The following is an 18,542-nucleotide window of genomic DNA, read 5'->3' on the forward strand; positions in this document are numbered from 1 at the left end:
TGGCAATTGACTGGTATGATGATTTATCATAATTCATTGGACGTTGCCTGGGAGGCAGCTGCTCGGTTTTTGAGAGTTTAGGGAGAGAGACATGCGCTTGTTCAAAGCAGCCATTCTGGCTGGCACTTTCGCCATTCTGGCAGCCGGCTCGGCATTTTCCGCGGACGTCAAGATAGGGTTCATCGTCAAGCAGCCTGAGGAGCCGTGGTTCCAGGACGAATGGAAATTCGCCGACCAGGCCGCTAAGGAAAAAGGCTTCACCGTCGTCAAAATCGGCGCCGAAGACGGCGAGAAGGTCCAGTCGGCGATCGATAATCTCGGCGCCCAGGGCGCGCAGGGCTTCATCATCTGCACGCCCGACGTCAAGCTCGGCCCAGGCATCGTCGCCAAGGCCGAAGCCAACCAGCTGAAGCTGATGACGGTCGACGACCGCATCGTCAGCGCTGACGGCAAGCCGCTGGAAGAGGTGCCGCATATGGGCATTTCGGCCACCAAGATCGGCGAGACCGTCGGCCAGGCGATCGTCGACGAAATCAAGAAGCGCGGTTGGGACATGAAGAATGTCGGCGCCGTGCGGGTCTCCTATGACCAGCTGCCGACGGCCGTCGACCGCGTCGAAGGCGCGATCTCGGTGCTGAAGTCCGCCGGCTTTCCGGCCGAAAACATCTATGACGCACCGCAGGCAAAGACGGATACGGAAGCGGCGCTCAACGCGGCGACCACCGTTCTCAACAAGCATGCCGACGTGAAATACTGGGTCGCCTTCGGCCTCAACGACGAAGCCGTCCTCGGCGCCGTCCGTGCTTCCGAATCGGTCGGCATTCCGGCGGCCAACGTCATCGGTGTCGGAATCGGCGGCGCGGAATCGGCGATCAACGAGTTCAAGAAGCCGGCGGCGACTGGCTTCTTCGGCACCGTCATCATCTCGCCGAAGCGTCACGGCTACGAGACGGCTCTCAACATGTATGACTGGATCGCCAACGGCAAGGAGCCGGAAAAGCTGACGCTGACTTCCGGTTCGCTGGCACTGCGCGACGATTATGAAAAGGTCCGCAAGGATCTTGGCATCGAGTGACCGTCCTTCCAAGATGATATCGTCCGGCGGCCGCTTAGCGCGCCGCTGGCTCTTCTCGGCGGAGCGATGATGGCTTTCCTCGAATTCAACAATATCTCCAAGGGTTATCCCGGCGTGCAGGCGCTGGCGAATGTGTCCTTCACCGTCGAGAAGGGCGCCGTCCACGGCCTGATGGGCGAAAACGGTGCGGGTAAATCGACGCTGATCCGCGTACTGTCAGGCGATCAGGCCGCCGATGCAGGCAACATCCTCATCGACGGCGAGGAGCAGAAATATGGGTCCGTCCGCGACGCCTTCCATGCCGGTGTCATCGTCATCCATCAGGAGCTGCAACTCGTTCCTGAGCTGACGGTCGCTGAAAATCTCTGGCTCGGACGCTTTCCGGCCAAGGGCGGCGTCATCCATTCCAAGACGCTGATCGAGACAGTGTGGTCGAAGCTCCAGGAGATCGGCATCGATATCGATCCGTCGGCCAAGGTCGCCTCGCTGTCGATCGGAGCGCGGCAGATGGTCGAGATCGCCAAGGCCGTCATGCTCGATGCGCGGGTGATTGCGCTCGACGAGCCGACCTCCTCGCTCTCCTCGCGTGAAAGCGAAATCCTGTTTTCGCTCATCGACAGGCTGAAGGCGAAGGGAACGGTCATTCTCTACGTCTCGCATCGTCTCGACGAGATTTTCAGGCTTTGCGACAGCCTGACGGTGCTGCGCGATGGCAAGCTTGCCGCCCACCATCCTGACATCGCCGAAACCACGCGAGAGCAGATCATCGCGGAAATGGTCGGGCGCGAAATCAGCAATGTCTGGGGATGGCGCGAACGTCCGCTCGGCGGCATACGGCTGGAGGTCAAGGGCCTGTCGGGGCCGAGGCTGCGTCATCCGATCAGCTTTTCCGTCCGCCAGGGCGAGATTCTCGGTTTCTTCGGCCTGATCGGCGCCGGCCGCAGCGAGATGGCGCGGCTGCTTTACGGCGCCGATGCCAGGCATCAGGGTCAGGTGACGATCGACGGCGTTGCGGTTTCGCCGCACAATCCGAAGGCGGCGATCAATGCCGGCATGGTGCTCTGCCCCGAGGACCGCAAGTTCGACGGCATCATCCAAGGGCGATCGATCGAAGAAAATATCGCGATCTCGTCGCGCCGGCATTTTTCGCCTTTCGGCATTCTGAGCCCGAGACGAGAGGCGGCGCTGGCAGACCGGTTCATCGCCAAGCTTCGGGTGCGGACGCCGTCGCGCAAACAAGACATCATCAATCTCTCGGGCGGCAACCAGCAGAAGGTCATTCTCGGCCGCTGGCTGTCCGAGCAGGGTATCAAGGTGCTGGTCATCGACGAGCCGACGCGCGGCATCGATGTCGGGGCGAAATCGGAAATCTACGAAATCCTCTACGAGCTTGCGGCCGGTGGCATGGCGATCGTGGTGATCTCAAGCGAACTGCCCGAAGTCATGGGCATCTCCGATCGCATCATGGTGATGTGCCAAGGCAGGGTGGCGGCCAATGTCGCCCGCCAGGATTTCGACGAGCGCAGCATCCTGACGGCCGCACTCCCCGATAAGAATGCCGCAGGCACCATTTAGAACCAGGAATACAGACGATGAATTCGTTGAAAAAAGTTCTTCTCGGCGAACAGGGGCTGGTGGTAATCTTCGCTGCCGCCTTCGTGATCGTCTCGCTCTTCGTTCCGAACTTCCTGACCGAGCGAAACATGCTGGGGCTGCTGCAGTCGGTCGTTACGATCGGCATCGTCGCCTGCACGATGATGTTCTGCCTGGCGTCGCGCGATTTCGACCTTTCGGTCGGATCGATCGTCGCCTTCTCCGGCATGATCGCGGTGATGGTTTCGAATGCGACGGGCTCCATTCCCGTCGGGCTGCTCGCCGCCCTGCTTTGCGGCGCCGTCGTTGGTTTCGTCAATGGTATCGTCATCGCGCGCTTTCGCATCAATGCGCTGATCACCACGCTTGCTACCATGCAGATCGTGCGCGGGCTGGCGCTGATCGCCTCGGATGGCCGTGCCGTCGGCATCAACGATCCCGCCTTCTACCAGCTTGCCCTGTCGCGCTTCCTGACCGTACCGACGCCGATCTGGATCATGCTGATCCTTTTCATCCTCTTCGGTTTCGTGCTCAACCGCACCGTCTTCGGCAAGAACACCCTGGCGATCGGCGGCAATCCGGAGGCCTCACGGCTTGCGGGCGTCAATGTCGTCAAAATGCGCATCTGGATCTTTGCGCTGCAGGGGCTCGTCTGCGGCATTGCCGGCATCCTGCTTGCCTCGCGCATCACCTCCGGCCAGCCGAACGCGGCGACCGGGCTTGAGCTTTCGGTGATTTCCGCCTGCGTTCTCGGCGGCGTTTCGCTGGCCGGCGGCCGGGCGGCGATGAGCGGCGTCATGGTCGGCGTGCTGATCATGGGTATTGCCGAAAACGTTATGAACCTCCTCAATATCCAGGCATTCTATCAGTATGTCGTGCGCGGGCTGATCCTGCTGATCGCGGTGCTGCTCGACAATTTGAGATCTTCGGCCGCAGGACGACGTGGATGAACCAGGAACGAGCCGGGAGCGACATCGAACTGAAGCACGGCGATCTCGTCGTCCGGGTCAGCTCCCGGGGTGCGGCGGTCGTTGCCGCGACGTTTCGAACTATACCGTTTCTCGTTCCGGCCGGAGGCCCGGATGGAACGTTCGCGAATTTTCCTATGGTTCCCTTCGGCAATCGCGTGGACGGCAACGCGATGTCCTTTGCCGGACGCGACTATGCCTTCCAGCCGAATACTGCCGAGCCGCTCTATCGGCATGGCGACGGCTGGCTCGGCCTCTGGCAGATTGAAGACCGCAGTCCAGCGCATGCGCAGTTTGCCTTTTCCCGTCGCGCCGATCGGATTTCCCCCTATGCCTATCTTGCCCGGCAGGAGGTTCGTGTCGCCGGCGATGCGCTGGTGCTGACGCTTTCGGTGGAAAACTGCGGCGAAGCGGCGCTTCCTTTCGGGCTCGGTCAGCACCCGTTCTTCGTGCTGACGCCAGAGACGAGACTGACGATTGCGGCCGATCGCTATTGGAGCGAGCGGCCGGACCATCTGCCTGATGTGCCAGGCCCCGTGCCTGACTATTTCGATTTCAGCTCGGAAAAGCTGTTGCCGCAGAGATGGATGAACAATGCCTTCGAGGGCTGGAACGGGCGGGCGGCGATCACCTGGCCGGAGCTTGGCTTTCAGGCAGCGCTGCAAGCCGACGGCGCGCTCGATCGCTTCATGCTCTACATGCCGGTCGGCCGGAGCGATTTCTTCTGCCTCGAGCCGATGAGCCATCTGCCGAACGGCCATCACCTGCCGGAGTTCGGAGGCCTCATACCGCTTGAGCCGGGTGAGGTTCTTTCCGGCAAGGTCACAATCGATCTGTCAGCGCTGCCGGTTCAACCGGAGGGAAGATGATGAGCAACCGCCTACAGGGCAAGAACATCCTGATAACGGGCGCTGCGCAAGGTATCGGCCTTGCGATCGCGAAGGCATTCATCAGCGAAAATGCGGCCGTCTATCTCGTTGACCGCGATGCGGCGCTGCTGGCTCGGGCAGCGGCGGATCTCGCGAGCACCGGCGCCCGCGTCGGTTATCTACCAGCCGATATAACCGATGCCGGAACGATCACGCGGGTGGTTGCCGAGGCGAATGAGGAGATCGGTCTGTTGAACGCGCTCGTCAACAATGCAGGGGTCAACGTCTTTGCCGAGCCGCTCGCCACGACCGACGACGAATGGAACCGCTGTTTCGACATCAACCTCAAGGGCGCCTGGAATTGCTGCAAGGCGGTGCTGCCGGGCCTGATCGAACACGGCGGCGGCGTCATTCTCAACATTGCCTCGACGCATGCCTTCACCGTCATCCCGCACACATTTCCCTATCCCCTGGCAAAACATGCATTGCTGGGCATGACGAAATCGCTCGGTCTCGAATATGCGGCCCGCAATATCCGGGTCAACGCGCTGGCGCCGGGCTATGTCTCGACGCAGAAGGTGATCGACTACTGGAACAGCTTTCCCGATCCGGAAGCGGCAAAGGCCGCGACGATGAGGCTGCATCCCGGCGGGCGGATCGCAACACCGGAGGAGATCGCCATGGCGGCGGTGTTCATGATCTCCGACGAGTGCCCGTTCATGAACGCGACCTGCCTGACGATCGACGGCGGCCTCAGCGTTCTGCAGCATTCCGCCTGAAAGGGCTTCAAGCCGGCTGATTTTTACAGGCCTGTCGTCTTCTGGCGATAGAGCATTATATTGCCATCGGGAAGACAATCTGATCTCCCGCAGGCATGGAGCGGCACCCTGCCGCTTCCTCGAAAGCACAATCGAAACAGGAGGACGGCATGCAGATCAATCGCACGGCTTCGGCCCATTGGACCGGTGGCCTCAAAGACGGCAAAGGCCTGATCTCGACGCAGAGCGGCGCCCTGACTGACTACCCTTACGGCTTTGCCAGCCGCTTCGAAGGCATTCCCGGCACCAACCCGGAAGAGCTGATCGGTGCTGCCCATGCCGGCTGCTTCACCATGGCGCTGTCCTTGATCCTCGGTGAAGCCGGTTTCACCGCCGAGCATATGGAAACCTCCGCCAAGGTGACGCTCGAAAGCGTCGAGGGCGGCTTTGCCGTCACCGCCATCCATCTTTCGCTCTCCGGCCGCATCCCCGGCGCCGATGAGGCGACCTTTACCGAACTCGCCAATAAGGCGAAGGCCGGCTGCCCGATTTCCAAGGCGCTCGCCGCCGTTCCGATCACGCTCGACGTCAAGCTCGCCTGATTGCTGCTGCCGCCGACGGGAAGTGCCGCGCCTCTCTGTCGCGGCACTTTTCATTTCCTCACGTCTTTCCGAGAATTCGCTGTGTTCAATTCGGCGGGCTGCTCCGATGCAGGAGCCCTTCGCGCCGCATTCCCGTGCCGGTATATTGACAAATGCCGGCTGATATTTTACGACTGAAGAAATTCGAAAATCGTCAGTCGTAATTCGGACTCCGAAAACCATGAACGACATCGCGGAAAATACGCTCGACGTCACCCGGCAGGAGAATGTTACCCGCATTCTCGATGCGGCCGAGCGGCTGTTTCGCCACTATGGCTACAGCAAAACGACGGTGGCCGACATTGCCCGCGATCTCGGCATGTCGCCGGCCAATATCTATCGGTTCTTCGCCTCGAAGGTGGAAATCCACCAGGCGCTCTGCGGGCGCATGCTCGCCACGGCCTATCAAATCGCCTACGACATCCGCCACCAGCCGATCAGTGCCAGCGAGCGGCTGCGCCGCTATGTCGAGACCCAACATCAGTTGACGCTCGATCTGATGCTCGACGAGATGAAGGTGCATGAGATGATCATCGTCGCGATCGAGCGCGACTGGCATGTCATCGAGAAGCATATCGACCGCGTCCATGATCTCATTGCCGAAATCATCGCTGAAGGGATCGCGGCCGGCGAGTTTGCCGAGCAGGACCCGGTCGTTGCCTCGCGCTGCTTCGGCGCGGCGACGATCAATCTCTGCCACCCGCAGATGGTGGCGCAATGTCTTGCCAAAACCAACCGCGCGAGCGTCGACGAACTGATCGATTATGTGATCAGGGCGCTGAAGAAATAACGGGCGGCAGCCGCCGCCGAATCCCCCGAAACGATCCAGGAGTGCGGAAGATGTTTTCGCTCAAGACCCTCAGCCACCGCATGCCGTCCGTCGCCAGCCTTGTGCTCGTCAGCGCCGTCGGCATCGGCCTTTCCGCCTGCTCGGAGGAGAAGGCCGAGGTGAAAGAGGTCATCCGGCCGGTGAAGGTCGTCGAGATCGCCAGGGCGGGCGACACCCGCAAGCTCGATTATTCCGGCTCGGTCAAGGCGCGCACGGAGATGAACCTCGGCTTTCGGGTCGCCGGCAAGATCACCGAACGCCTCGTCGATATCGGCGATCGGGTGACGCCGGGCGACGCTCTTGCCCGCATCGACGCCACCGATTACCAGTTGGCGGTCAAGACGGCGGAAGCCAATCTCGCCGCGGCCGAAAGGGGCGTTGAAACCGCCGATCTGGCCAACAAACGCGCCGAGCAGCTGTTCGACAAGAGCGTCGCCCCGAAGTCGCAGCTCGAACAGGCCGCCCTCAGCCACGACCAGGCGATCTCGCAGCGCGATGCCGCGCTCTCGGCGCTCGATCAGGCGAAGAACCAGGTGAGCTACACCGATCTCAAGGCCGGTCAGAGCGGCATCGTCACATCGATCAATGCCGATATCGGCCAGGTGGTCGGCTCCGGCACCCCCGTCGTCACCGTTGCGGTCGACGGCGAGAAGGAAGTGCAGATCGCCGTCCCGGAAAACGATATCGCCGAATTCAAGCCGGGCAAGACAGTCAAGGCAAGCTTCTGGGCCGACGACAGGCTGGTGCTCGACGGCAAGGTGCGCGAGGTTTCCGGCAGTGCCGACCAGCAGTCGCGCACCTTTGCGGTTCGGGTGAGCCTGCCGAGCGATCCGCGCGTGCTTCTCGGCATGACGGCGACGATCGAGGCCGATATCAGCAATAGCAACAGCTACGTCTCGATCCCGCTCAGCGCGCTCGCTGAAAAGGACGGCAAGCAGATGGTCTGGACCGTCGACCGCGACACGGCGACCGTGCATGGCCGCGACATCAAGGTCGCCGATTTCACCGGCGACGGCGTGCATGTGACCGAGGGCCTCGATACCGGCGATCTCGTCGTTGCCGCCGGCACGCAGTTCATGCACGAAAATCTGAAGGTGAAGGTGCCGGACCAGCAATCGGCCCTGGCCGCCACGGACCAGACGGTCCGCTGATCGCGTCGCAAAGGGAAGAAAATCATGGATGCCACCACCACTGAAAAGCGGCCCTTCAATCTGTCGCGCTGGGCGATCGGCCATCCGAGCATCGCCCGCTTCCTCTTCGGCCTGATCATCATCACCGGTGTGCTCGGCCTGATGCGCATGGGCCAGCGCGAGGATCCGGAATTCACCTTCCGCGTCATGGTCGTGCAGGCGATCTGGCCGGGCGCTTCCATCCAGGAGATGGAAGACCAGGTCGTCAACAAGATCGAGCGCAAGCTGCAGGAAACGCCGCATATCGACTGGGTCAAATCCTATACGCGGGCGGGCAGCGCGATCATCACCCTGCAGGTCAAGGGCGACACGAATTCGAAAGACGTGGCGGATGCCTTCTACCAGGTGCGCAAGAAGGTCGGCGACATCTCCAGCGAGCTGCCGCAGGGCCTGCTCGGCCCCTATTTCAATGATGAATTCGGCGATACTTTCATCACGCTGCACTCGATAAGCGGCGACGGTTATTCCTATCCGGAACTGAAGAAATTCGCGATCCAGGCGCGCGACATGCTGCTGACGACGCCGGGCGTCGAGAAGGCCGTCATCATCGGCGACCAGCCGGAGAAGATCTATATCGACGTCTCGTCCAAGGCGCTCGCCGAGCGCGGCCTGACGATCCTCGACCTGCAGAACGCCGTCAAGGGCCAGAACAACGTCGATCCGGCCGGCTCCGTCGATACCGGCTTGCGCTCGGTGCGCATCTCCGTCGAGGGCGACGTCAAGAAGGCGGCCGATATCCGCGAGCTGCGCCTTCGCGCCGGCGGCCAGGTGACGCGCCTCGGCGATATCGCCACCGTCAGTTCCGGCCTCGAGGACCCCTATCAGCGCAAGTACCGTTTCAACGGCCATGACAGCGTCCAGGTCGGCGTCGTCATGGCCAAGGGCTTCAATGTCACCGATGTCGGCAAGGGCGTGGAGGCGACCTATCAGCGCTTCGAGGACGCGCTGCCTTACGGCGTCGCCGTCGATCAGATCGCCAACCAGCCCGACGTGGTGACGGATGCGATCAGCGAATTCATGCATGCGCTTGGTGAAGCCCTCGTCATCGTGCTTGTGGTCTCGTTCCTGTCGATCGGCTGGCGCTCGGGCCTCGTCATCGCCATCGCCATTCCGCTGGTGCTCGCCGCCACCTTTGCGCTGATGTACGAACTCGGCATCGACCTGCAGCGCATCTCGCTCGGCGCGCTGATCATCGCGCTCGGCCTGCTCGTCGACGATGCGATGATCGTCGTCGAGATGATGGAGCGAAAGCTGGAGGAGGGGCTGGTCAAGATCGAAGCGGCAAGCTTTGCCTATTCCTCGACCGCCTTCCCGATGCTGACCGGCACACTGATCACCACGGCCGGCTTCATTCCGGTCGGCTTCGCCGCATCGACGGCCGGCGAATATGTCAGGTCGCTGTTTTATGTCGTCGGCATCGCGCTGGTGACCTCGTGGTTCGTCGCGGTCTACTTTACCCCCTGGCTCGGCTACATGATCCTCAAGCAGCGCCATCACGCCGGCGAGCATCATGATGCCTTCGACACCGGCTTCTATCGCCGGCTGCGCGGCACCGTCGGCTGGGCGGTCCGCCACCGGGTGATCGTGCTGCTCTTGACGCTCGGCACCTTCGTCACCAGCCTCTGGGCCTTCCAGTTCATTCCGCAGAATTTCTTCCCGCAATCCTCGCGGCCGGAAATCCTCGTCGATCTCTGGCTGCCCGAGGGCACCAGCATCAAGGAAGTCGAAGTCCAGGCAAAGGCGCTCGAAGCCAAGATGATGGATGATCCCGACAAGCGGTTCATCGCCACCTATATCGGCGAAGGCGCGCCGCGCTTCTTCCTGCCACTCGACCAGCAGCTGCGCAACCCGAACTTCGCTCAGCTCCTCGTCATGGCCAATGACGAACCGGCGCGCGAACGGCTGATCGTCAAGCTGCGGACGATCCTTGCGGAAGACTTCCCCTCGATCCGTGGCAAAGTCGACCGTCTGTTCCTCGGTCCGCCGACCGGCTGGCCGGTGCAGATGCGCGTCATGGGACCGGACCGCCAGGAAGTGCGTGAGATCGCCGACCAGGTGAAGACGCGGTTTGAGGCCAATCCGATGCTCGGCGCCATCCATGACGACTGGCTGGAACAGGTGCCGGCGATGAAGCTGGTGATCGACCAGGACCGCGCCCGGGCACTCGGCGTCACCTCGCAGCGCGTGCGGCAGATGCTGCAGACCGCCATGTCGGGTGCTGCGCTCGACGATTTCCGCGACGGCGAGGAGACGGTCTCGATCGTCGCCCGTGAGCCGGATTCCAGCCGCTCGCTGCTGTCTGCGGTCAATTCGGTCTATGTCCCGACGGATTTCGGCGGCTTCGTGCCGGTCTCGCAGGTCGCCAAGGTCGTGCCCGTCATGGAGCAGGGCATCGAATGGCGGCGCGACAGGCTGCCGACTATCACCGTGCGTGCGACGCTGCCGGACGGCGTGCAGCCGAACGACGTGGTGATGAAGATGTATGCCGACATGCAGGACCTGCGCGACAGTCTGCCGGCCGGCTACAAGGTCGAGATCCAGGGCGGCGCCGAGGACGCGGCGGAAAGCCAGATGTCGATCGCCGCCAAGGCACCGATCATGCTGGCCGTCATCATCGTGCTGCTGATGATACAGCTGCAGCATTTCGGCAAGGCGATGCTGGTGCTCGCCACCGGCCCGCTCGGCATCATCGGTGCGGCGGCCGCCTTGCTGATCAGCGGCGCGCCCTTCGGCTTCGTGGCGATCCTCGGCGTCATCGCGCTGCTCGGCATCATCATGCGCAACTCGATCATCCTGGTCGATCAGATCGACCAGGATATCAAGGCCGGCATGCACCGGCAGGAGGCGATCGTCGGTGCTGCCGTACGGCGTTTCCGGCCGATCATGCTGACGGCTCTGACCGCGGTGCTGGCGCTGATCCCGATCTCGCGCGGCGTCTTCTGGGGCCCGCTCGCCTACGCGATGATGGGCGGCATCCTGGTTGCGACAGTGCTCACCATTCTGGTTCTGCCTGCCGGCTACGCGCTTTTCTTCGGCCGAGAGCCGAAGGCAAAGAACGAGCCGGGCAGGGATGCCGACGCCATCCAGGAAGAGGCGGATGACAGACATCCGCCGGCGTTGGCAGCTGAGTGAGGACGGCGCGGCGAAAGCCGCGCCGTTTTCCTTTGCGAGGTCGTCATCCCTGTCAAAGCGCGTTTCCTAGGCCGGTTCACGCAAACGCGGACCCTCCCACGTGTTGTTGCGCTGTAATTCCTGCAACCCGCGCAGGCCGTTCCGCCTTGAACTCGGGCGGCCGATTCCATTGCCGTTTCGAAAAAGCTAAGCTTGCGAAAGCATGCCGAGAGATCCGCCGCGATCCCGGCATGCATTGCCGCGGATCAATTCGCGGAGGGAGGCACGACCATGGCCGATTACCATCTGGAAGCGAGCTGGAGCCCGGTCGAGGGTGGTTCCGGCCGCTTGACCTTGACGCTCTTCAATCTTTCGTCCGAACCGCTTTCCGGCTTCTCGCTTGCCTATAGATCACCGACGCGGATTGCCGACACCCATGTCTGCGACGGTGCCAGCATGCGGCGGCAGGTCGCGAATTTCCATGAATTTCTGCCGCCCGAGGGGCTGAGCATTCCCCCGGGCAGGCACTGGCGGTTCACCGTCGAGGGGCTGGCCGACGAACCGAAACATCGGACCGACGGCATCACATCGGCCTGTCTGACTATGGGGGACGGCCGTCGCGTTGCGGTCGGTTTCGGCGATCTCATGCTTGAAGGCGGGGACGGCGGTGTGACGCCGCCGCTGCTGCCGCCGGGTCGGGTCGAGGAACCCTTTGCGCTGCTGCCTTGGCCGCTGTCGCTCGGTCTGAAGGCGGGAGATTTGCCCTCCGTCCTCTATCCTGCCGAAAGGACCCGGCCGGAGGCGATCAAGGCAGTCTCTCTGCTTCTTGCGCTTTACCAGCGGCTCTATCCTGCCGAGCCCGCGCCGTTCTCGCTTGCTGCCATCAAGGGCGGGCGGGCCATTCGTTTCGTCACCGAATCGTCGATCGCAGCCTTTGCTTACGAACTGCGTTTCACCGCGCGGGAGATCGTGCTTTCGAGCGCGGACGCAGCGGGGCGGCAGTATGGGCTGATCAGCCTGGCGCAACTGCTGCACGGCGCCCGCGCCGGCCGCGACGTCTTCAAATTCCCGAATTTCGGGACGATTGCCGACCAGCCGCGTCATGGCTGGCGCGGCTGCCACCTCGACGCGGCGGGGCAGTTTTATCCGGTGGCCGATATCATCCGGCTGATCGATATCCTCGCCTGGAACAAGCTCAATATCTTCCACTGGCACCTGACCGACGACGAATCCTGGCGGCTGGAGATCAAGGCCTATCCCGAACTGACGGAAGTGAGCGCAGAGCGCGGGCCGGATGAAACACTCATACCTGACTTCGGCGATGGGCAGGACGCGCGCATCGGCCACTATACGCAGGACGACGTCAGGCGCATCGTTGCGCATGCCGCCTCGCTGCACATCGAGGTGGTGCCGGAAATCGATATTCCCGGCCACAGCGCCGCGGCGCTCTCTGCGCTTCCCGATCTCGTCGACCGGCAGGAGCCGCCGCACAGTTACCGCTCGCCGCAGGGCTATACCAACAACGCCCTCAACCCGGCGGTCGAATTCACCTATGAATTCCTCGGCAAGGTGTTCGACGAGATCGTGGCGCTGTTTCCCGGCGAATATGTCCATATCGGCGGCGACGAGGTGGCCGAGGGGGCCTGGCTTTCCTCGCCGCTCTGCAAGACGCTGATGGAGCAGGAGGAACTCGCCGGCACCGCCGCGCTGCAATCCTATTTCCTGAAGCGCATCAAGGTCATGTTGTCGCAGCGCGGCAAGAAGCTCGCCGGCTGGAACGAAGTATCGCACGGCGGCGGCGTCGATCGCGACGGCACGTTGCTGATGGCCTGGGAAAAGCCGGAGCTCGGCCTCGCGCTGGCAAAGGACGGCTACGACGTGGTGATGACGCCGGGACGGGCCTATTATCTCGATATGGCCCAGGCCGAGGCCTGGGACGAGCCCGGCGCCAGCTGGGCTGGTTTCACGCCGCCGGAACGCACCTATGCTTATGAGGCCGAGGCGGAGCTATCGGAGGCCTTGAGGGACAAGATACGCGGCATCCAGGCCTGCATCTGGAGCGGCAATGTCGGCTCGCGCGCCCACTTCAACCGGCTGGTCTTTCCGCGTCTTCCGGCAATCGCCGAAGCGGCGTGGACGCCTCTGGCGCGCAAGGACTGGGGTCGGTTCGCAGCGATCGTGCGGATGTGGCCGGTACTTTAAAGAGCGGCTGCCTCGGCCTTCAGTCCCAGCAGTGCAGCGCCGATCAGGCCGGGTTCGATGCGGCATTGGCTGCGCACCACCAGCGGGCGATCGAACTTGCGCAGGATGCGGGCGCGCACGGCGTGGTCGAGTTCGGCAAGCAAGGGTTCGACATTGGAAAGGCCGCCGCCGACCGGCACGATGGTCGCACCGGTGATGTTGATCGTCAGCGCCAGGGGCGAGGCGACGAGATCGACATAGACGTCGATGGCGCGTGTCGCCTTCTCCTCGCCTTGCTGCCATTGACCGATGATCTCTTCGCTGGAAAGATCGAGATCGTGCAGCGTCTTGTGCAGGCGCTCCAGGCCGCGGGCGCCGCCGACGGTATCGACGCAGCCGTTCTGGCCGCAGCCGCAGGCGTAGGCGGGAATGGCGACTGGCGGATTGCCGGCTGCAGACGCGATGATCGGGCCATGACCCCATTCGCCGGCAAAGCCGCCGGCTTCGTTGACGAGGCGCCCGTCGGCGACCAATCCGCCGCCGACGCCGGTGCCGAGGATGGCGCCGAAGACGATGCGGTGGCCGCGACCGGCGCCGAGGCCGGCTTCGGCAATGGCGAAGCAGTCGGCGTCGTTGGCGATCAGCGCCGGCAGGCCGAGTTCGGCTTCGAGATCGGCCGCGAGTGCGCGGCCATGGATGCAGGGAATGTTGGCGCAGATCAGCCGCTGCGTATCGGGATCGACGACGCCGGCAATGGACAGCGCAATGCGGCTCGGCGCTTCGCCGGTTTCGGCGATGATGGCGCGCAGGGTGTCGACGAAAGCGGCGAAATCATCCTTCGGCGTCGGCCGGCGGCCGAGCGGGACGATGTCTGTCTCGGAGCGGGCGATGCCGCCCTTGATGGCGGAGCCGCCGATGTCGAACGAAATGATCATTGCCACTCTGCCGTTTTCCTGATCTGGGCCGTCTGCTCGCACTGTTGGCGGGGAATTACAAGCCTTCATTCCCTCCTCGGGTTCAGGGTTGTGCCGTAATTCTGACCGCATAAGTCATTCAATTGGCATATTGCGCGGCCAAAATCGGATTCCGCACTTCCATCATCCACCGGTATCATGACAATCGAAAACGCCGATTCCAACAAACGCCGAAGACCACGTCCGCCACGGGCCAAAGGCCGCCGCCTCTCATCCATCCTGCGGCAGTTGGCCGCCGACCGCAGCCGGGAGCGGATTTCGGTCGGTGATCTGTTCCAGACGATGGGCGACAGGGCGATCAGCGCGCTGATGCTGATCTTCGCGCTGCCGAACGCGTTTCCCACACCGCCCGGCACCTCCGCGCTGCTCGGTGCACCTTTGGTCTTTCTGGCGGCGCAGCTGACCTTCGGGTTAAAGCCCTGGCTGCCCAGGGCGATCGCCGACCGTTCGGTGCTGCGGGAGGATTTCGAGAGCGTCGTCGTCCGCATCCATCGCTGGCTCGCCTGGGCCGAACGCATGCTGAAGCCGAGGCTTGCCATCTTCGCCGAGCCGCCGGCAGAGTATTTCGCCGGTCTCGCATGCTTGCTGCTGTCGATCGTGCTGGTGCTGCCGGTTCCGCTCGGCAATATCCTGCCGGCGATCACGATCTCAGTCTTCGCTTTCGGCATCATGGGCCGCGACGGGCTCTTCGCGCTCATCGGCTTCATCATGACCGCCGTGTCGCTCGTCATTGCCGGCGGCATGATTTACGGCCTCGCAAAGGCGGGGGTCTATCTCGTGATGCAATGGTTTGCCTGAATAGCAGCGGTTTTCGGGCAAGGCTTCTGTCAACAGGCTCGACATTTTCAGGAATTTTGTTTTGATCTGGCGCGGTACAGACTCGAAATCATCTCCGGCGGGCGGCAAGCCGGCTCACTTTGCGTGGTAGACATCATATGGCAAAAAGATCCGAGACCCCTGCACGGCTCGACGATGCGGCGCGTGCCGGCTGGCTTTATTACGTCGCCGGGCGCACGCAGGACGAAATCGCCGCCTCGATGGGAATCTCGCGGCAGTCGGCGCAGCGGCTGGTGTCGCTCGCGGTCGCCGAACGTCTGATCAAGGTGCGGCTCGATCATCCGATCGCTGCCTGTCTTGAACTCGGCAGTCAGCTGCGGCGGAAATTCGAACTGAAACATGTGGAGGTGGTGCCGAGCGATCCGGGCTCCTCGTCGACCACCATCGGCATCGCCGAGGCGGCGGCGGCCGAGATCGAGCGCTGGCTGAAGCGGGCGGAGCCGATCGTGCTTGCGGTCGGCACCGGCCGTACGCTGAAGGCGGCCGTGGACCAGCTTCCGGCCATCGAATGTCCCAATCACCGCATCGTCTCGCTGACCGGCAATATCGCGCCGGACGGATCGGCGGCCTATTACAACGTCATCTTCAGCATGGCGGATGCGGTGAAGGCGCGGCACTATCCGATGCCGCTGCCGGTTCTAGTCACCTCGGCCGAGGAGCGGGAACTGCTGCACGGCCAGCAGCTTGTGCGTTCAACGCTCGACATGAGCGCACAGGCCGACGTCACCTTCGTCGGCATCGGTGAACTCGGCATCGACGGGCCGCTCTGCGTCGACGGTTTTCTCGAGAAGGACGAGATGATGGAGCTGATGCGCGGCGGCGCGGTCGGTGAGATCTGCGGGTGGATTTTCGATGTCGACGGCCGGCTGCTCGACAACCCGATCAACGAGCGCGTCGCGTCCGCGCCGATCCCGTCCCGCGAGGCATCGATGGTGATCGGGCTCGCCAAGGGCAAACGTAAATTCAAGGCGATCAAGGCTGCCGTCGTCGGCCATCAGATCAATGGATTGATCACCGACGAAGAGACTGCTGAGTTTTTGCTCAAGAATTGAGCAAAAAATTCTTCTTCTGAATCAATTAGATAGATAGGCTGTTCGGCATTGCAGCAACGATTGCCGATTGACATTTTTGCTGCGTGGTGAGTAATTGCTCATGAGCAAAGCGAATGCTCACATCTCGTCTTCTGGGAGGAAGATATGACATTGAGAACTTTCCTGCTGGGCGCCTGCTCGGCACTGGCGTTTGCCGGCATGGCTTCGGCCGAAACGCTGACAATCGCGACCGTCAACAACGGCGATATGATCCGGATGCAGAAGCTGACGGATGATTTCAAGACGAAGAATCCCGGCATCGACCTTGAATGGGTCACCCTCGAAGAAAATGTGCTGCGCCAGAAGGTCACGACCGACATCGCGACCAAGGGCGGCCAGTACGACGTTCTGACAATCGGCACCTATGAAGTTCCGATCTGGGCAAAACAGGGCTGGCTGCTGCCGCTCGACAATCTCGGCGCCAATTACGACGTCGACGACCTGCTGCCGGCAATCCGCAGCGGCCTGACCGTGGACGGCAAGCTCTATGCAGCGCCGTTCTACGGCGAAAGCTCGATGGTCATGTACCGCAAGGACCTGTTCGATGCCGCCGGCCTGAAGATGCCCGACGCTCCGACCTGGGATTTCATTGCCGATGCCGCCCGCAAGATCACCAACAAGGACAAGGAAATCTACGGCATCTGCCTGCGCGGCAAGGCCGGCTGGGGCGAGAACATGGCCTTCCTGACGGCCATGTCCAACTCCTTCGGCGCCCGCTGGTTCGATGAAAGCTGGAAGCCGCAGTTCGATCAGCCCGAATGGAAGGACACGTTGGATTTCTACGTCAAGCTGATGAAGGACGCCGGCCCTCCAGGCGCTTCCTCCAACGGCTTCAACGAGAACCTGGCGCTCTTCCAGACCGGCAAGTGCGGCATGTGGATCGATGCGACTGTTGCGGCGTCCTTCGTCAGCAACCCGAAGGAATCGACCGTCGCCGACAAGGTCGGCTTCGCGCTCGCTCCGGACAAGGGCCTTGGCAAGCGCGGCAACTGGTTGTGGGCCTGGAGCCTCGCTATCCCGGCTGGTTCGCAGAAGGTCGAAGCTGCTGAGAAGTTCGTCGCCTGGGCCACGAGCAAGGACTACACCAACCTCGTTGCCGAGAAGGAAGGCTGGCTGAATGCACCTCCGGGTACCCGCAGCTCGCTCTATGCGAATGCGGAGTACCAGAAGGCAGCGCCCTTCGCCAAGACGACGATCGACTCGATCAATGCGGCCGATCCGAGCAAACCGACCGTCAAGCCGGTCCCCTATGTCGGCGTTCAGTTCGTAGCGATCCCGGAATTCCAGGGCATCGGCACAGCTGTGGGGCAGCAGTTTTCGGCAGCCCTTGCCGGCCAGATTTCGGTCGATCAGGCGCTGAAGAGCGCACAGCAGCTGACGACCCGGGAAATGACCAAGGCCGGCTACATTAAGTAAAACCTCCTGAGAAGAGGCGGATCCTTGACAATCCGCCCCTCTGGGCCGCCGATCGCCCGAACCGCATCGGCGGCCGTTTTTCCAGACAAAGCTTTCCTGCGGCCGCTCCCCGCTTCAGACCAGATCGGTGATTGCCATGGCAACCTTGCACACTCGCTCCGCAGCGCGCCTGATGATTGCGCCCTCCGTGCTGCTCCTCTTTGCGTGGATGATCGTTCCGCTTGCGATGACGATCTATTTCTCGACGCTGAACTACAATCTGCTCAGCCCCGGCATGGAGAGCTTCGTCGGCTTTCTGAACTATGAATATTTCCTATCCGATCCGGCCTTTATCGCTGCGCTGATCAATACGCTGCTGCTCGTTGCCGGCGTGCTTGTGATCACCGTCATCGGCGGCATCGCCTTCGCGCTGCTGCTCGACCAGCCGATGTACGGCCAAGGCATAGTGCGCATCCTTGTCATTGCTCCGTTCTTCGTCATGCCGACGGTCGCTGCGCTCGTTTGGAAGAACATGTTCATGAACCCGGTCAACGGCCTCTTTGCGCATCTTGCCAAGGCGCTCGGCCTGCAGCCGATCGACTGGCTGGCGAATGCGCCGCTGTTTTCCGTCGTTCTCATCGTCGCCTGGCAGTGGCTGCCGTTTGCCACCCTCATCCTGCTGACGGCGTTGCAGTCGCTCGACGAGGAGCAGAAGGAGGCGGCCGAGATGGACGGCGCCGGGGCGATCTCGAAATTCATCTATATCATCCTGCCGCACATGGCCCGCGCCATCACCGTGGTGATCCTTATCCAGACGATCTTCCTGCTTTCGGTCTTTGCCGAAATCCTCGTCACCACCAATGGCGGGCCGGGCACCGACAGTACCAACCTGACCTATCTCGTCTATGCGCAGGCGCTCTTGCAGTTCGATATCGGCGGCGCGTCGGCAGGCGGCATCGTCGCGGTCGTGCTTGCCAACATCGTCGCGATCTTCCTCGTCCGCCTCGTCGGCAAGAATCTGGAGGCTTGA

15 protein-coding genes are annotated in these 18,542 nt (G+C 62.4%); 14 read left to right on the forward strand and 1 reads right to left on the reverse strand.

Translation table 11 applies throughout. The features are described 5' to 3' along the window. Positions 1-91 precede the first annotated feature (91 nt). The 10 genes from MHI61_RS26055 to MHI61_RS26100 all read left to right on the forward strand — a co-directional run bounded on the left by MHI61_RS26055 (position 92) and on the right by MHI61_RS26100 (position 13,236). The gene (locus MHI61_RS26055) at positions 92-1,075 is read left to right on the forward strand and encodes an arabinose ABC transporter substrate-binding protein (protein ID WP_239791122.1); all 984 of its coding nucleotides are present in this window, start codon (positions 92-94) and stop codon (positions 1,073-1,075) included. A gap of 69 nt (positions 1,076-1,144) precedes the next feature. After that, complete coding sequence (gene araG, locus MHI61_RS26060) at positions 1,145-2,650, forward strand: L-arabinose ABC transporter ATP-binding protein AraG (protein ID WP_239791123.1); 1,506 nt, start codon at positions 1,145-1,147, stop codon at positions 2,648-2,650. A gap of 17 nt (positions 2,651-2,667) precedes the next feature. Next, a complete protein-coding gene (gene araH, locus MHI61_RS26065) occupies positions 2,668-3,618 on the forward strand; it encodes an L-arabinose ABC transporter permease AraH (protein WP_239791124.1) in 951 nt (316 codons plus the stop codon). Further along, positions 3,615-4,505, forward strand: coding sequence for an aldose 1-epimerase (locus tag MHI61_RS26070; RefSeq protein WP_239791125.1), 891 nt, complete (start codon positions 3,615-3,617; stop codon positions 4,503-4,505). The genes araH and MHI61_RS26070 overlap by 4 nt, the downstream gene beginning before the upstream one ends. Continuing rightward, positions 4,505-5,284, forward strand: coding sequence for an SDR family oxidoreductase (locus MHI61_RS26075; RefSeq protein ID WP_239791126.1), 780 nt, complete (start codon positions 4,505-4,507; stop codon positions 5,282-5,284). The genes MHI61_RS26070 and MHI61_RS26075 overlap by 1 nt, the downstream gene beginning before the upstream one ends. Positions 5,285-5,433: 149 nt before the next feature. Continuing rightward, positions 5,434-5,865 carry an OsmC family protein gene (locus MHI61_RS26080; RefSeq protein WP_010028352.1) on the forward strand — a complete coding sequence of 144 codons (432 nt, stop codon included), beginning with the start codon at positions 5,434-5,436 and terminating at the stop codon, positions 5,863-5,865. A gap of 220 nt (positions 5,866-6,085) precedes the next feature. Next, positions 6,086-6,694, forward strand: coding sequence for a TetR family transcriptional regulator (locus tag MHI61_RS26085; protein ID WP_064694220.1), 609 nt, complete (start codon positions 6,086-6,088; stop codon positions 6,692-6,694). Between the two features lie 50 nt (positions 6,695-6,744). Continuing rightward, the gene (locus tag MHI61_RS26090) at positions 6,745-7,884 is read left to right on the forward strand and encodes an efflux RND transporter periplasmic adaptor subunit (RefSeq protein WP_239791127.1); all 1,140 of its coding nucleotides are present in this window, start codon (positions 6,745-6,747) and stop codon (positions 7,882-7,884) included. A gap of 24 nt (positions 7,885-7,908) precedes the next feature. Then, positions 7,909-11,055 carry an efflux RND transporter permease subunit gene (locus tag MHI61_RS26095; protein ID WP_239791128.1) on the forward strand — a complete coding sequence of 1,049 codons (3,147 nt, stop codon included), beginning with the start codon at positions 7,909-7,911 and terminating at the stop codon, positions 11,053-11,055. 270 nt (positions 11,056-11,325) lie between these two features. Then, positions 11,326-13,236, forward strand: a complete 1,911-nt coding sequence (locus MHI61_RS26100; protein WP_239791129.1) for a family 20 glycosylhydrolase — start codon at positions 11,326-11,328, stop codon at positions 13,234-13,236. Here MHI61_RS26100 and MHI61_RS26105 read toward each other — a convergent pair. Then, entirely contained in the window at positions 13,233-14,150 is a 918-nt protein-coding gene (locus MHI61_RS26105; protein ID WP_239792909.1) for an ROK family protein, read from the reverse strand. The genes MHI61_RS26100 and MHI61_RS26105 overlap by 4 nt on opposite strands. A gap of 258 nt (positions 14,151-14,408) precedes the next feature. On the opposite strand from MHI61_RS26105, the gene MHI61_RS26110 reads away from it, so the two are divergent. From MHI61_RS26110 to MHI61_RS26125, 4 genes are all read left to right on the forward strand, one after another. After that, positions 14,409-14,987: an exopolysaccharide biosynthesis protein gene (locus MHI61_RS26110; RefSeq protein ID WP_239792910.1), complete on the forward strand. Its 579-nt coding sequence runs from the start codon at positions 14,409-14,411 to the stop codon at positions 14,985-14,987. 137 nt (positions 14,988-15,124) lie between these two features. Continuing rightward, positions 15,125-16,078: a sugar-binding transcriptional regulator gene (locus MHI61_RS26115; RefSeq protein WP_097603841.1), complete on the forward strand. Its 954-nt coding sequence runs from the start codon at positions 15,125-15,127 to the stop codon at positions 16,076-16,078. 144 nt (positions 16,079-16,222) lie between these two features. Further along, positions 16,223-17,533 (forward strand): sugar ABC transporter substrate-binding protein, encoded by a 1,311-nt coding sequence (locus MHI61_RS26120; RefSeq protein ID WP_239791130.1) that lies wholly within the window; start codon positions 16,223-16,225, stop codon positions 17,531-17,533. Between the two features lie 136 nt (positions 17,534-17,669). Then, the gene (locus tag MHI61_RS26125; RefSeq protein ID WP_239791131.1) at positions 17,670-18,542 is read left to right on the forward strand and encodes a sugar ABC transporter permease; all 873 of its coding nucleotides are present in this window, start codon (positions 17,670-17,672) and stop codon (positions 18,540-18,542) included.

Origin of the sequence: Rhizobium sp. K102, assembly GCF_022385315.1 — a bacterium.
GTDB classification, from domain to species: Bacteria; Pseudomonadota; Alphaproteobacteria; order Rhizobiales; family Rhizobiaceae; genus Rhizobium; species Rhizobium croatiense.

Bases quoted from the DNA above. Each gene is read 5' to 3' on its own strand.
- MHI61_RS26055 (WP_239791122.1), top strand. From the start codon at position 92: ATGCGCTTGTTCAAAGCAGCCATTCTGGCTGGCACTTTCGCCATTCTG.
- araG (WP_239791123.1), top strand. From the start codon at position 1,145: ATGGCTTTCCTCGAATTCAACAATATCTCCAAGGGTTATCCCGGCGTG.
- araH (WP_239791124.1), top strand. From the start codon at position 2,668: ATGAATTCGTTGAAAAAAGTTCTTCTCGGCGAACAGGGGCTGGTGGTA.
- MHI61_RS26070 (WP_239791125.1), top strand. From the start codon at position 3,615: ATGAACCAGGAACGAGCCGGGAGCGACATCGAACTGAAGCACGGCGAT.
- MHI61_RS26075 (WP_239791126.1), top strand. From the start codon at position 4,505: ATGAGCAACCGCCTACAGGGCAAGAACATCCTGATAACGGGCGCTGCG.
- MHI61_RS26080 (WP_010028352.1), top strand. From the start codon at position 5,434: ATGCAGATCAATCGCACGGCTTCGGCCCATTGGACCGGTGGCCTCAAA.
- MHI61_RS26085 (WP_064694220.1), top strand. From the start codon at position 6,086: ATGAACGACATCGCGGAAAATACGCTCGACGTCACCCGGCAGGAGAAT.
- MHI61_RS26090 (WP_239791127.1), top strand. From the start codon at position 6,745: ATGTTTTCGCTCAAGACCCTCAGCCACCGCATGCCGTCCGTCGCCAGC.
- MHI61_RS26095 (WP_239791128.1), top strand. From the start codon at position 7,909: ATGGATGCCACCACCACTGAAAAGCGGCCCTTCAATCTGTCGCGCTGG.
- MHI61_RS26100 (WP_239791129.1), top strand. From the start codon at position 11,326: ATGGCCGATTACCATCTGGAAGCGAGCTGGAGCCCGGTCGAGGGTGGT.
- MHI61_RS26105 (WP_239792909.1), bottom strand. From the start codon at position 14,150: ATGATCATTTCGTTCGACATCGGCGGCTCCGCCATCAAGGGCGGCATC.
- MHI61_RS26115 (WP_097603841.1), top strand. From the start codon at position 15,125: ATGGCAAAAAGATCCGAGACCCCTGCACGGCTCGACGATGCGGCGCGT.
- MHI61_RS26120 (WP_239791130.1), top strand. From the start codon at position 16,223: ATGACATTGAGAACTTTCCTGCTGGGCGCCTGCTCGGCACTGGCGTTT.
- MHI61_RS26125 (WP_239791131.1), top strand. From the start codon at position 17,670: ATGGCAACCTTGCACACTCGCTCCGCAGCGCGCCTGATGATTGCGCCC.